The following is a 13,151-nucleotide window of genomic DNA, read 5'->3' as shown; positions in this document are numbered from 1 at the left end:
CGCATAAATATTCACTATGGAATGCCGCGATCACATGAAGCGCAAGAATATTCTTTTCATCATGGCCGATCAGATGGCCGCGCCAATGTTGCCGCTCTACGGCCCGTCGCCGATCAAACTGCCGAATCTCAGCCGCCTCGCCGCCCAAGGCGTAGTGTTCGACGCCGCTTACTGCAACAGCCCGTTGTGCGCACCGTCGCGTTTCACCCTGGTCAGCGGCCAGTTGCCGAGCAAGATCGGCGCCTACGATAACGCTGCGGATTTCCCCGCCGATATTCCGACCTACGCCCATTACTTGCGGCGCCTCGGCTACCGCACCGCACTGTCGGGCAAGATGCATTTCTGCGGCCCGGACCAGTTGCACGGCTATGAAGAACGCCTGACCAGTGACATCTATCCCGCCGACTACGGTTGGGCGGTGAACTGGGATGAGCCCGATGTGCGGCCGACCTGGTATCACAACATGTCTTCGGTGCTGCAAGCCGGGCCATGCGTGCGCACCAATCAGCTCGATTTCGACGAAGAAGTGGTGTTCAAAGCGCAGCAATACCTGTTCGATCACATCCGCGAGGACGGCGATCAGCCGTTTTGCCTGACCGTGTCGATGACGCATCCGCACGATCCGTACACGATTCCCAAGGCCTTTTGGGATCTGTACGACGATGCCGATATCCCGCTTCCGACAACCCCGGATCAACACGAACTCGATCCACACTCGCAGCGCCTGCTAAAGGTCTACGACCTGTGGGACAAGCCGCTGCCTGTGGATAAGATCCGTGATGCGCGCCGCGCGTACTTCGGAGCATGTAGTTATATCGACGCCAACGTCGGCAAACTCCTGCAAACCCTCGAAGAAACCGGACTCATCGACGACACCATCATCGTGTTCTCCGGCGACCACGGCGACATGCTCGGCGAGAAAGGACTCTGGTACAAAATGCACTGGTTTGAAATGGCTGCCCGCGTGCCGCTGCTGATCAGTGCGCCGGGGCAATTCAGTGCGAACAGGGTCAGCGCGGCTGTGTCCACCGCCGACCTGTTGCCCACTTTCGTCGAACTGGCCGGCGGCACCCTGGAGCCAGGCCTGCCGCTGGATGGCCGTTCCCTGGTGCCGCATCTGCAAGGGCAGGGCGGCCACGACGAGGTCTTCGGCGAATACATGGCCGAGGGCACGATCAGCCCGTTGATGATGATCCGTCGCGGCGTCTTCAAATTTATCTACAGTGAAAGCGACCCTTGTCTGCTCTTTGACGTAGCCAACGATCCGCGAGAACTGGAAGAACTCAGCCAATCGCCACAACATCGCCAACTATTTGCCGATTTTCTCGCCGAAGCACGGGCCAAGTGGGATATTCCGGCGATCCACCGCGATGTGTTGGCCAGCCAGCGCCGCCGTCGTTTTGTCGCCGACGCGTTAACGATCGGCAAGCTGAAGAGCTGGGATCACCAGCCGCTGGTGGACGCCAGTCAGCAGTACATGCGCAACCACATCGACCTCGATGATCTGGAACGCAAGGCCCGTTATCCACAACCCTGCCAAAACCAATAATGTTAAGGGGAAGTCCATGCGCAAGTTATCCACAGTTCTGACGGTCAGCCTGCTGGCTCTGGGCAGTGCTTCGGCGTTCGCCGAGCAAAGCTGCGAGACCGTGAAAATGGCCGACCCCGGCTGGAGCGACATTGCCGCGACCAACGCCATTGCCGGGTTTCTGCTGGACGGCATGGGCTACAAGGCCAAGGTCGACACCCTCGCGGTGCCGATCACCTTCGGGGGTTTGAAGGACGGTCAGGTCGATGTGTTCCTCGGCAACTGGATGCCGGCGCAACAAGGCTTCTACGACAAGTTCGTCGCCACCGGTGATGTCACGCAACTGGCGAAAAACCTCGACGGCACCGAATTCACTCTGGCGGTGCCGGATTACGTGTGGGATGCAGGCGTGCATGACTTTGCCGACCTGAACAAATACGCCGACAAGTTCGAGCGCAAGATCTACGGCATCGGCTCGGGTGCACCGGCGAACATCTCCTTGCAGGAAATCATCAAGAAAAACGACTTCGACATGGGTCAGTGGAAACTGATCGAGTCCAGCGAACAGGCGATGCTCGCCGAGGTATCGCGGGCGGTGAAGAAACAGAAATTCGTCACCTTCCTCGGCTGGACGCCGCACCCGATGAACGTGCAGCTGAAAATGCATTACCTGAAGGGTGGCGAGAAATACTTCGGCGACACCGGCAGCGTCTACACCCTGACCCGCAAGGGTTACGCCGAGGCGTGCCCGAACGTGGGTAAATTGTTGACCAACCTTTCGTTCACTCAGGAGATGGAGAACAGCATCATGGCCGAGGTGGTGAACAAGAAGGTCAGCAATGCGGAGGCGGTGAAGGCGTGGATCAAGGCGAATCCGGCGGTGCTGGACAAGTGGCTGGATGGCGTGAAGACGGCTGACGGGCAGGATGCGTTGGCGGCAGTAAAAGCCAAGCTGTAATGCTATCCAACTGTTGACGCACTTCCCTGTGGCGAGGGGATTTATCCCCGTTGGGCTGCGAAGCGGCCCCAAATCCAGTATTCACGCTGTATCAGGTAAACCGAATGCGATGGTTTTGCGACTGCTTCGCAGCCGAACGGGGATAAATCCCCTCGCCACAATGCTTGCTGTGTCCTGATAGGCTTGTGCAAAACCCCAACCGCGAGAACCCATGGCCTTCCCCAGTCGTCGCTCACTGCTGCCCTTCCTCACTTGGCTCCCGCGGCAAACCCGCGCCAGCGTCGGACGGGATCTGATCGTCGGCCTCAGCGGTGCGATTCTCGCGTTACCCCAGTCGATTGCCTACGCGCTGATCGCCGGTCTGCCACCCGAATACGGCCTCTACGCTGCGATCATTCCGGTGCTCATCGCCTGCCTGTGGGGTTCATCGTGGCACCTGATCTGCGGCCCGACGGCGGCGATTTCGATTGTCTTGTACGCCAGCGTCAGCCCCTTGGCTGTCCCTGCATCGCAGGACTACATCACCTTGATTCTGCTGTTGACCTTCCTCGCAGGAATATTTCAGTGGTTGCTTGGCCTGCTGCGCTTCGGTGCGCTGGTGAATTTTGTTTCGCATTCCGTGGTGCTCGGTTTCACCCTCGGCGCGGCGGTGGTGATTGCCATCGGGCAATTGCCGAACTTGCTGGGGCTGGAACTGCCCGCGAAAGCCACAGCGCTGGCCAGCCTGATGGATCTGCTGCAACACCTCAGGGCAGTGGATAAACCTTCGGTGCTGCTCGGCATCGCGACGGTGGTGGTGGGCGTGGTACTCAAACAATTGCTGCCACGCTGGCCGACCCTGTTAATCACCCTGGTGTTGGCCAGTCTGCTGGTGTGGCTGTGGCCGGCAATGTTCGGCCACGTGCATCTGGTCAGCGCTTTTTTCGGGCGTTTGCCGCCGTTCAGTGCCTTGCCGCTGGATCTGGATCTGATCCTGCGCCTGCTGCCCAGCGCCGTGGCGGTTGGCATGCTCGGGCTGGTCACCAGCCTGTCGATTGCCCGTTCGATTGCCGCGCGCTCGCAGCAATTACTCGATGCCAATCAGGAAGTCCGTGCGCAGGGTCTGTCGAATATCGTCGGCGCGTTCTTCTCCGGATCGCTGTCGGCCGGATCGTTCACCCGTTCCGGGCTGAGCTACGAGGCCGGGGCCTGTTCGCCGCTGGCCGGGGTGTTTTCGGCGTTGTGGGTGGCGTTGTTCGCGATCTTCGGTGCCGGGCTGATCGCACACATTCCGATCCCGGCCATGGCCGGCAGCATTCTCTTAATTGCCTGGGGACTGGTGGATCATCGCGGCATTCGCGCGTTGCTGCGGGTCAGCCGTGCCGAGTTCGTGGTGATGGGCCTGACCTGCCTCGCGACGTTGCTGCTGGAGTTGCAGACGGCGATCTACGCCGGGGTGCTGGCGTCGTTGTTTTTCTACCTCAAGCGCACTTCACAACCCCGGGTGCAGCATTGGCGCGATGGCGAGGACGATGTGCTGCGGGTCGGCGGCTCGATTTTTTTCGGCGCCAGCCACTACCTGCAAGTGCGCCTGCAACGGATGCACGGCGCGCGGGTGGTGATCGAGGCGCAACAGATCAACTTCATCGACTATTCCGGCGTGGAGATGCTGCATCAGGAGGCGCGGCGCTTGTTGCGCCAGGATCGCAGCCTGACCCTGCGCCGGGCACGGCCGCAGGTGGTCGAGGAATTGAGGAAGCTTGAAGGGCCGGAGAAGTGCCCGATCCGGTTCGAGGACTGATCGGGCATTGTCGGTGTAGCTATTCGCGAGCAAGCCCGCTCCCACGGGGACACCGCTGTACCTGTGGGAGCGGGCTTGCTCGCGAAGCTTTTAAAGGCTCAACTGACGACGCAATTCTGCAAGAACCGGCGCTGTATCCGGACGCACTCCGCGCCACAGGTAAAACGCCTCGGCCGCCTGCTCGGCCAGCATCCCCAAACCATCCATCGACACCGCCGCACCCTGCTCACTGGCCCAACGACAGAACGCCGTCGGTTCCTTGCCGTACATCATGTCGTAGCACAGGGTTTTACCCGGTTCGATCAGGCTCGGCGAAATCGGCGGTACATCGCCCGTGAGGCTGGCAGACGTGGCGTTGATGATCAAGTCCACCGGCTCCTGCAACCAGTCGAAACCGCTGGCCGACACCGGCCCCAGGTCGCAGAACAGTTCGGCCAGCAGCTCGGCTTTATCCACCGTGCGATTGGCGATGATCACCGAGGCCGGCTTCTCCGCGAGCAACGGTTCCAGTGCCCCACGCACCGCGCCACCCGCGCCGAGCAACAGGATGCGTTTGCCGGTCAGGCTGAAACCGGCGTTTACCGTCAGGTCGCGCACCAGTCCGGCGCCATCGGTGTTGTCGCCGAGCAGCGAGCCGTCAGGCAGTTTGCTCAAGGTATTCACCGCACCGGCCCGCTGCGCCCGGGCGGTCAGGCTGTTGGCCAGGCGGTAGGCGTCTTCCTTGAACGGCACGGTCACGTTGGCGCCGCGACCTTCCCGGAAAAACGCCGTGGCGCAACCGACGAAGTCGTCGAGCGGCGCCAACAAGGTGCTGTAGTCGAGGTGCTGGCCAGTCTGCTCGGCGAAAAGCTTGTGAATCATCGGCGACTTGCTGTGGCCAATCGGATTACCGAAAACGACGTAACGATCCATCAGATGTCCTCAGGCCTCGGCCAGCCAGTCACGGTCTTGCAGGAAATACTCGGTCAGGCGCGCTTCTTCACTGCCAGGTTCAGCCTTCCAGTCGTAGCTCCAGCGCACTTGCGGAGGCAGCGACATAAGGATCGACTCGGTGCGCCCGCCCGATTGCAGGCCGAACAAGGTGCCTCGGTCGTAAACCAGGTTGAATTCGACGTAGCGGCCACGGCGGAACTCCTGGAACTCGCGCTGCTTGGCAGTGAACGCATCGTGCTTGCGGCGCTGCACGATCGGCAGATACGCGTCGATGTAGGCATCGCCGATGGCGCGCATGAAGGCGAAACTGGTGTCGAAGTCCCACTCATTCAGGTCATCGAAGAACAGGCCACCGATACCGCGCGGCTCGTGGCGATGCTTGATGTGGAAGTAGGTGTCGCACCATGCCTTGTAGCGCGGGTACACGTCCGGGCCGAACGGCGCGCAGGCCTGCTCGGCGACGCGGTGCCAGTGGATGCAGTCTTCTTCGTTGCCGTAGTACGGGGTCAGGTCGAAACCACCGCCGAACCACCAGACCGGCTCTTCACCTTCCTTCTCGGCGATGAAAAAGCGCACGTTGGCGTGGGACGTCGGCACATGCGGGTTGTGCGGGTGGATCACCAGCGACACGCCAAGGGCTTCGAAACCACGCCCGGCCAGCTCCGGCCGATGGGCGCTGGCGGACGGTGGCAGGCCACTGCCGAAGACGTGGGAAAAGTTGACGCCGCCCTTTTCAATCACCGTGCCGTTCTCGATCACCCGGGTCCGACCGCCACCGCCGGCCGGCCGGGTCCAGGCGTCTTCGACGAAGCGCGTGCCGCCGTCTTCGAGTTCGAGTACGGCGCAGATGCGGTCTTGCAGGTCGAGCAGATAGGCCTTTACGGCGTCGGTGCGGGTCGTCATGGCTTCACCTTGAATCGGGCGGCGCCCCGCAGGCGGGCGACGCAAATGGGCGCGTAGCATACCACCGCACGCCGGCGCGCCGCAGTTGACGAAGATCAAGCATGGGAGTTGGATAGGAGCCTCGCAAAAGACCCAAGGAGAGCAGGCAGATGGCAAAGCGTATCCAGTTCCGCGCCCACGGCGGTCCCGAAGTGCTCGAATATGTTGACTACCAACCCGCAGCGCCCGGCCCCAATCAAGTACGTGTGGCCAACAAAGCTATCGGTCTGAACTTCATCGACACCTATTACCGCAGCGGTCTCTATGCGCCGCCTGCCTTGCCATCTGGCCTCGGTGCCGAAGGCGCGGGCATCGTCGACGCCGTCGGCAGCGAAGTCTCCCGGTTCAAGGTCGGTGATCGCGTGGCATACGGCAGTGGCCCGTTGGGCGCCTACAGCGACCTGCACGTTCTGCCCGAGGCCAATCTGGTCAAACTGCCGGACGAGATCAGTTTCGAAACGGCGGCGGGGGTGATGCTCAAGGGGCTCACCGTGCAGTACCTGTTGCGCCAGACCTATGAATTGAAGGGCGGCGAAACCATTCTGTTCCACGCCGCTGCCGGCGGCGTCGGCTCGCTGGCCTGCCAATGGGCAAAGGCACTGGGCGTGAAACTGATCGGCACGGTCAGTTCCAAAGAAAAAGCCGAACTGGCCAAGGCCAACGGCGCCTGGGCGACCATCGATTACAGCCATGAAAACGTTGCCGAGCGCGTGCTGGAGCTGACCGATGGCAAGAAGGTTCCGGTGGTGTACGACGGTGTGGGTAAAGACACCTGGGTGACTTCACTCGACAGCGTTTCACCGCGTGGTCTGGTAGTGAGTTTTGGTAATGCTTCAGGTGCTGTGGACGGGGTGAATCTGGGGATTCTCTCGGCGAAGGGTTCGCTGTACGTGACCCGGCCGACGCTGGCGACCTACGCCAACAATGCCGAAAACCTGCAACGGATGGCCGATGAGCTGTTCGAGATGATCATCAGCGGCAAGATCAAGGTGGATATCAGCCAGCGCTATTCCCTGGCGGATGCGGCTAAGGCGCAGACTGAGTTGTCGGCGCGACGCACGACAGGGTCAACAATTCTGTTGCCTTGACCGGCCCCTTCGCGAGCAAGCCGGCTCCCACATTTGGAATGCATTCAACCGGTGGGAGCGGGCTTGCTCGCGAATGAGGCAACTCGGTATCAAGCCGGGCGCACGATGTTGCCTGTGGCCAGATCGCGAATCAGGCTCGGGTTTTTGCGCCCGCCCAATTGCCCGCCCAGCACCAGATCCAGCTGCCCGCGGAAATACTGTTCAACACGCAACCGCGTGCGCGCCGCCGGGCGTCCTTGCGGGTTGGCCGAGGTCGAAATCAGCGGCCCGACCATCGAGCACAGATCCCTCACCTGCGGATGATCACTGACCCGCAGCGCCACCGTGTCGTGCACCCCGGTGACCCATTCCGGCAGCAGGTTCTGATGCGGCACCAGCCAGGTATTCGGCCCCGGCCAGGTGCTGGCCATGCGGTCGATCCACTCCTGCGGGAAGTCTTCGAACAGGAAATCGAACTGGCGGATGTTGTCGGCCACCAGAATCAGGCCCTTGTCGACCGAGCGATTCTTGATCGCCAACAGACGATCCACCGCTTCTTCGTTCCACGGGTCGCAACCCAGCCCCCAAACGGCTTCGGTTGGATAGGCAATCACCGCCCCGGCGCGAATCTCTCGTGCGGCTTGTTGCACACGCCAACTGTTGACCATGAAAAAAATCTCCGCAATCAGGTTTCGCGCAGTTTACCGATCTTCCTTGTAAAACCTAGCGTGTCCTGGCCAACCAGCGGCCGTTTTCGCACACCGCATGGCCCTCCATTTCCAGTTCGGTGAGCGCCGCCAGCACTTTGGGTAACGCCCAGCCACTGCTGTCGGCCAAACCCTCGCTGGTGTGTGGCGCGGCGTGGAGCAGGGCAAGCAAAGGATGCCCGGCGTTCGGCGCGTCAGTGGCGTGCGGTAAATACTGCCACCCACGCAGGGCTTCGAGGATGTGCTCGATGGTTTCCACCAGCACCGCGCCGTCGCGAATCAACTGGTGACAACCGCGCGCACCGGGGTGATGAATCGAACCCGGAATCGCATAAACCTCACGCCCCTGTTCCGCCGCCAGCCGCGCGGTGATGAGTGAACCACTGGCGACACTCGCCTCAACCACCAGCACGCCGAGGGACAATCCGCTGATGATCCGGTTGCGCCGCGGGAAGTTGCTCGCGGTCGGCCCGGCGTCCAGCGGAAACTCGGAAAGCACCGCGCTGCCGGACGCGATCATGGCGTCGGCCAGCCGCCGGTTGCGCTGTGGATAAAAATTTTCCAGCCCGGTGCCAAGCACACCGATGGTTTGCCCGCCAACGTCCAGCGCGGCCTGATGCGCGGCAGCATCGATGCCCAGGGCGAGGCCGCTGGTGATGACAAAACCGGCCCCGGCCAGGCTGCGTGAAAACGCGGCGGCGGTGTCCATGCCGGGTCTCGATGCACGGCGGCTGCCGACCATCGCCAGTTGCGGTTTTTCCAGAATCAGTGGATCACCGGCCACGAACAACAGCGGTGGCGGATCCGGAATCTGCGCCAGCAGCGCGGGATAGTCTGGCTGATCCCACATCAGCAAATGTTGATCCGGCCGCTCTAGCCAGCGCATTGCATGGCTGGCGCCGTCACGCACTTCAGGGCAGCGCCGTGCTTCGGCTGAGGCCGCCGGTAAACCAAGCGAGCGCCAGGCACTCGCCGGCGCGCTGATGGCTTTGGATGCCGAGCCAAAGGCTTCGAGCAATTTGGCAAAGCGCTTCGGACCGATTGCCGGCAAGCGGTGCAGGCGCAAGCGCGCTTCCAGTTCCGCAGGGGAAACCGGCGTACAGACAGACAGCATCATGGATCATCCTTGATCGTTATAAGCCCCGAACCTTTCGGAACAAGCTGTGGATAACTCTGTTGGTAACTTGTGAAGCTTGCTTACGGATTTCGCACCTTGTCGAGCACCGCCAGCGAGCGCGACGCGTTGAGCACGAGGCCGTAACTGAGTTTGTCGTAGGTACGGAACACCATCAGCAACCCGGCGCGTTCATCGGGAATCTTCAGCGGTTGCCCGGTTATCCGGTCGCGCACCGTTTCGCCGGTTTTCATCACCACCAGCACGTTGCCCTCGGCCAGCCCGTCACGTTTGCCCTTGTTCAGCGTGACCACGTCCATCACACCGATCTGGGTAACGCCGCGCGGGACGTCGATGATCACGCCATTGATGTCCGTAGTCGGCGCGCTGGGCATGAAGGTCGAATTGATCGAACGCTCTTCGCCGCTGAACAAACGATCGCCGAGGCGCACTTCCTGGGTCGTGCGTTGCAGGGCGAGGGTGGCGACATCGCCTTCGGTGGCGACGATTTCACCGCCGCCGATGTCATCGGCGTTGATCCCGAGAAACTCCCGCGTCTGCGGGTCGGTGTAGACCTTGCCCTGACGAAAGATGCCGTAGACCAGTTGATCCGGGTCGAAATGGCCACGGGCAAAAATGCGGTCGCCAGTGCCGCTGAGCACGCGCTCGGCATCGCCGGCGACGATATACGGCGCTTTGTCGAAGTCCTCGACCTTGTCGACGATGCGGTTGCTCAGCAGAAAGCTGTTGATGGATTTCAGCGGAATGCTCGGAATCGCCTCGGCCACCGGGCTGGTACGGATCCGGGGCGAGAGCTTGATCGTGCCGCGCGACTCGCCGCGATTGAGGGTCAGGCGTGGCTGGCCGTTGACGTAACTGAGGGTCAGCGTATCGCCGGGATAGATCAGGTTGGGGTTTTCAATTTGCGGATTGGCCCGCCACAGTTGTGGCCACTGCCAGGGCTCGCGCAGGTATTTGCCGGAAATGTCCCAGAGTGTGTCCCCCGAAACCACCGTGTATTGCTGTGGAAAACCTTCCCTGAGTTGCACTTGCCCTTGCGCAGCGCCGGCAGCAGCCAGCAACAGCAGGGCGAGTAGTGTTTTCCTCATGCGGTGAATCCCTTTATCATGTGCATTCGCGTGAATCGTATGAGCCTCCGTGGCTCGCCCCTGTTTCGTCATGAAAGGCAGAGGGTCTAAATTAAAAGCTACGCTTCACAACGGTAGCCTGCATCTTCGGACCTGCCAGGCCATCGACCCGACTTTACTCAACACGTGCAGCAATCAAGCCTATGGCCATTTTAAACATCCTCGAATTCCCGGACCCGCGTCTGCGTACTATCGCCAAGCCTGTGGCTGTAGTGGACGACGAAGTGCGTCAGTTGGTCGATGACATGTTTGAAACAATGTATGAAGCGCCGGGCATCGGCCTTGCCGCGACCCAGGTCAACGTGCACAAACGTATCGTCGTGATGGACCTTTCCGAAGACCGCACCGAACCCCGGGTGTTCATCAACCCCGAGTTCGAATCGCTGACCGAGGAAATGGAGCAATACCAGGAAGGTTGCCTCTCGGTACCGGGCTTCTACGAAAACGTCGACCGCCCGCAAAAGGTCAAAATCAAGGCGCTGGACCGCGACGGCAAGCCCTATGAACTGATCGCCGAAGGCCTGCTCGCGGTGTGCATCCAGCACGAATGCGACCACCTCAACGGCAAATTGTTCGTCGATTACCTGTCCACGCTCAAACGCGACCGGATCAAGAAGAAACTGGAAAAGCTACACCGCCAGAACGCTTGATGCCCCTCTCCAAAGGCTTGCTGCGGCAAGCCTTTTTCTTTTTATGAGACTCCCTGAATGACTGAGCCACTGCGCATCGTTTTTGCCGGCACCCCGGAATTCGCCGCCGAACACCTCAAGACCCTGTTGAGCAGCCCTTACGAGATCGTTGCGGTCTACACGCAACCGGATCGTCCGGCCGGTCGCGGGCAAAAACTGATGCCGAGCCCGGTCAAACAACTCGCGCTGGAAAACAATATCCAGGTGTTGCAGCCGCCGACTTTGCGCAACGCTGACGCTCAAGCCGAACTGGCCGCACTGAAGCCGGACTTGATGGTAGTGGTCGCCTACGGCCTGATCCTGCCGCAAGTGGTGCTGGATATTCCGCGTCTGGGCTGCATCAACAGCCACGCCTCCCTGCTGCCGCGCTGGCGCGGTGCGGCGCCGATTCAGCGCGCGGTGGAACACGGCGATGCCGAGAGCGGCGTGACCGTGATGCGCATGGAAGCCGGCCTCGACACCGGGCCGATGCTGCTCAAGGTCGTGACCCCGATCAGCGCTGAAGACACCGGCGGCAGCCTCCACGACCGCCTCGCTGAAATGGGCCCACCGGCCGTGGTGCAAGCGATCGCCGGTCTGGCGGCCGGCACGCTGGAAGGCGAAGTGCAGAACGACGAACTCGCCACCTACGCGCACAAACTGAACAAGGACGAAGCCCGCATCGACTGGAGCCGTCCGGCCGTCGAGCTGGAACGTCTGGTGCGCGCCTTCAACCCATGGCCGATCACCCACAGCACCCTCAACGGTGAAGCACTGAAAGTGATGGCGGCTACCATCGCCGATGTCAGCGGTGCGCCGGGTACCATCCTCAGCGCCAGCAAGGACGGCCTGATCGTCGCTTGTGGCGAACAGGCACTGTGCCTGACCCGCCTGCAATTGCCTGGCGGCAAGGCACTGAACTTCAGCGACCTGTTAAACAGCCGTCGCGAGAAATTCGCTGTCGGCACCGTGCTTGGCACAGTGGTGGGCGCACAATGAATCCGCGTCTGGCCGCCGCCAAGGCACTCGCCGCTGTCCTCAGCGGCAAAGCCTCGTTGAACAGCTCTCTGCCGACACAACTGGACAAGGTCGAGGATCGTGATCGCGGTTTCACCCAGGATCTGGCCTTCGGCACCGCACGCTGGCAGCCACGTCTGTCGGCGCTGGCGGAAAAACTCCTGCAGAAACCATTCAAGACCGCCGACGCCGATGTCGAGGCGTTGCTGCTGGTCGGTCTCTACCAATTGCTCTACACCCGCGTCCCGGCCCACGCCGCCATCGGCGAAACCGTCGGTTGCGCCGACAAGTTGAAAAAGCCCTGGGCCAAAGGTCTGCTTAACGCCGTGTTGCGCAACGCCCAGCGCGAAAGCGAAACGATTTTCGCCGAGCTGGAGCGCGATCCTGTAGTGCGCACCGCCCACCCGCGCTGGCTGCAGAAATCCCTCAAGGCGTTCTGGCCGGAGCAGTGGGAGGCTATCTGCGAAGCGAACAACGCCCACCCGCCGATGATCCTGCGGGTCAATCGCCGTCATCACAGCCGCGACGCCTACCTCGGCCTGCTGACTGAGGCCGGGATTGCCGCGACGCCGTGCGAATTCAGCCGCGACGGCATCATCCTCGAAGCCGCCGCCGACGTGCGCAGCCTGCCGGGTTTCGCCGAAGGCTGGATCAGTGTGCAGGACGAAGCCGCGCAACTGGCCGCCGACCTGCTCGATCTGGCGCCGGGCCAACGCGTGCTCGACGCTTGCTGCGCACCGGGCGGCAAGACCTGCCACATCCTCGAAGCCGAACCGGCACTGGCCGCTGTAGTGGCGGTGGATCTGGAGGCCAAGCGTCTGGTGCGCGTCAAAGAAAATCTTGAGCGCCTCGGCCTCAGCGCCGAACTGATCGCCGCCGACGGCCGGGATACCGAGAAATGGTGGGACGGCAACCCGTTCCAGCGCATTCTGCTCGACGCCCCATGTTCGGCCACCGGCGTGATCCGCCGCCACCCGGACATCAAGCTGACCCGTCAGCCGGACGACATCGTCGCCCTCGCGCAACTGCAAGGCGAACTGCTCGACGCCATGTGGAAAACCCTCGAAGTGGGCGGCATCCTGCTGTACGCCACCTGCTCGACATTGCCGACCGAGAACACCGAGGTGATTGCCGCGTTCCTCGAGCGTACGCCGGGTGCCCGGGAGCTGGATCTGGCCACCGCCGCCGGGATCAAGCAGCCTCACGGTCGCCAATTGCTGGCCCGGCAGGGCGGGCACGACGGGTTCTACTACGCCAAGCTGATCAAGATCGCTGCCGCGCGCGGCTAA

12 protein-coding genes are annotated in these 13,151 nt (G+C 61.8%); 7 read left to right on the top strand and 5 right to left on the bottom strand.

Annotated elements, in window-relative coordinates; genetic code table 11:
• Positions 1–34 precede the first annotated feature (34 nt).
• The 3 genes from betC (at position 35) to F2P67_RS17940 (ending at position 4,266) form a co-directional block, all read left to right on the top strand.
• Positions 35–1,549: a choline-sulfatase gene (gene betC / locus F2P67_RS17950; RefSeq protein WP_166222121.1), complete on the top strand. Its 1,515-nt coding sequence runs from the start codon at positions 35–37 to the stop codon at positions 1,547–1,549.
• 16 nt (positions 1,550–1,565) lie between these two features.
• Positions 1,566–2,486: a choline ABC transporter substrate-binding protein gene (choX, locus tag F2P67_RS17945; RefSeq protein ID WP_166222119.1), complete on the top strand. Its 921-nt coding sequence runs from the start codon at positions 1,566–1,568 to the stop codon at positions 2,484–2,486.
• 211 nt (positions 2,487–2,697) lie between these two features.
• On the top strand, positions 2,698–4,266 hold the full coding sequence (locus F2P67_RS17940; protein ID WP_166222117.1) for a SulP family inorganic anion transporter: 1,569 nt from the start codon (positions 2,698–2,700) through the stop codon (positions 4,264–4,266).
• A 90-nt stretch (positions 4,267–4,356) separates the two neighbouring features.
• Here F2P67_RS17940 and aroE read toward each other — a convergent pair whose 3' ends face one another.
• Complete coding sequence (aroE, locus tag F2P67_RS17935; RefSeq protein WP_166222115.1) at positions 4,357–5,178, bottom strand: shikimate dehydrogenase; 822 nt, start codon at positions 5,176–5,178, stop codon at positions 4,357–4,359.
• 9 nt (positions 5,179–5,187) lie between these two features.
• A complete protein-coding gene (gene hemF, locus F2P67_RS17930) occupies positions 5,188–6,102 on the bottom strand; it encodes an oxygen-dependent coproporphyrinogen oxidase (RefSeq protein WP_166222113.1) in 915 nt (304 codons plus the stop codon).
• A gap of 149 nt (positions 6,103–6,251) precedes the next feature.
• On the opposite strand from hemF, the gene F2P67_RS17925 reads away from it, so the two are divergent.
• Positions 6,252–7,229 (top strand): NADPH:quinone reductase, encoded by a 978-nt coding sequence (locus F2P67_RS17925; RefSeq protein ID WP_166222111.1) that lies wholly within the window; start codon positions 6,252–6,254, stop codon positions 7,227–7,229.
• Positions 7,230–7,318: 89 nt separating this feature from the next.
• Here the strand turns inward: F2P67_RS17925 and tsaC are convergent, their stop codons facing one another.
• The 3 genes from tsaC to F2P67_RS17910 form a co-directional block, all read right to left on the bottom strand.
• Positions 7,319–7,876: an L-threonylcarbamoyladenylate synthase type 1 TsaC gene (tsaC, locus tag F2P67_RS17920; protein ID WP_166222109.1), complete on the bottom strand. Its 558-nt coding sequence runs from the start codon at positions 7,874–7,876 to the stop codon at positions 7,319–7,321.
• A gap of 55 nt (positions 7,877–7,931) precedes the next feature.
• The gene (dprA, locus tag F2P67_RS17915; RefSeq protein WP_166222107.1) at positions 7,932–9,032 is read right to left on the bottom strand and encodes a DNA-processing protein DprA; all 1,101 of its coding nucleotides are present in this window, start codon (positions 9,030–9,032) and stop codon (positions 7,932–7,934) included.
• A gap of 80 nt (positions 9,033–9,112) precedes the next feature.
• Positions 9,113–10,138 (bottom strand): LysM peptidoglycan-binding domain-containing protein, encoded by a 1,026-nt coding sequence (locus F2P67_RS17910; RefSeq protein ID WP_166222105.1) that lies wholly within the window; start codon positions 10,136–10,138, stop codon positions 9,113–9,115.
• Between the two features lie 182 nt (positions 10,139–10,320).
• On the opposite strand from F2P67_RS17910, the gene def reads away from it, so the two are divergent.
• The 3 genes from def to rsmB are packed head-to-tail and all read left to right on the top strand — an operon-like array spanning position 10,321 to position 13,151.
• Positions 10,321–10,827, top strand: coding sequence for a peptide deformylase (gene def, locus F2P67_RS17905; RefSeq protein WP_166222103.1), 507 nt, complete (start codon positions 10,321–10,323; stop codon positions 10,825–10,827).
• A gap of 57 nt (positions 10,828–10,884) precedes the next feature.
• Positions 10,885–11,844, top strand: coding sequence for a methionyl-tRNA formyltransferase (gene fmt / locus F2P67_RS17900; protein ID WP_166222101.1), 960 nt, complete (start codon positions 10,885–10,887; stop codon positions 11,842–11,844).
• Complete coding sequence (rsmB, locus tag F2P67_RS17895) at positions 11,841–13,151, top strand: 16S rRNA (cytosine(967)-C(5))-methyltransferase RsmB (protein WP_166222099.1); 1,311 nt, start codon at positions 11,841–11,843, stop codon at positions 13,149–13,151. The genes fmt and rsmB overlap by 4 nt, the downstream gene beginning before the upstream one ends.

The organism is Pseudomonas atagonensis (genome assembly GCF_011369485.1).
GTDB lineage: Bacteria > Pseudomonadota > Gammaproteobacteria > Pseudomonadales > Pseudomonadaceae > Aquipseudomonas > Aquipseudomonas atagonensis.
This window is presented reverse-complemented; position numbering and strand designations above follow the sequence as displayed.

Coding starts and splice junctions, on each gene's coding strand:
- betC (WP_166222121.1), top strand. CDS start 35: ATGAAGCGCAAGAATATTCTTTTCATCATGGCCGATCAGATGGCCGCG.
- choX (WP_166222119.1), top strand. CDS start 1,566: ATGCGCAAGTTATCCACAGTTCTGACGGTCAGCCTGCTGGCTCTGGGC.
- F2P67_RS17940 (WP_166222117.1), top strand. CDS start 2,698: ATGGCCTTCCCCAGTCGTCGCTCACTGCTGCCCTTCCTCACTTGGCTC.
- aroE (WP_166222115.1), bottom strand. CDS start 5,178: ATGGATCGTTACGTCGTTTTCGGTAATCCGATTGGCCACAGCAAGTCG.
- hemF (WP_166222113.1), bottom strand. CDS start 6,102: ATGACGACCCGCACCGACGCCGTAAAGGCCTATCTGCTCGACCTGCAA.
- F2P67_RS17925 (WP_166222111.1), top strand. CDS start 6,252: ATGGCAAAGCGTATCCAGTTCCGCGCCCACGGCGGTCCCGAAGTGCTC.
- tsaC (WP_166222109.1), bottom strand. CDS start 7,876: ATGGTCAACAGTTGGCGTGTGCAACAAGCCGCACGAGAGATTCGCGCC.
- dprA (WP_166222107.1), bottom strand. CDS start 9,032: ATGATGCTGTCTGTCTGTACGCCGGTTTCCCCTGCGGAACTGGAAGCG.
- F2P67_RS17910 (WP_166222105.1), bottom strand. CDS start 10,138: ATGAGGAAAACACTACTCGCCCTGCTGTTGCTGGCTGCTGCCGGCGCT.
- def (WP_166222103.1), top strand. CDS start 10,321: ATGGCCATTTTAAACATCCTCGAATTCCCGGACCCGCGTCTGCGTACT.
- fmt (WP_166222101.1), top strand. CDS start 10,885: ATGACTGAGCCACTGCGCATCGTTTTTGCCGGCACCCCGGAATTCGCC.
- rsmB (WP_166222099.1), top strand. CDS start 11,841: ATGAATCCGCGTCTGGCCGCCGCCAAGGCACTCGCCGCTGTCCTCAGC.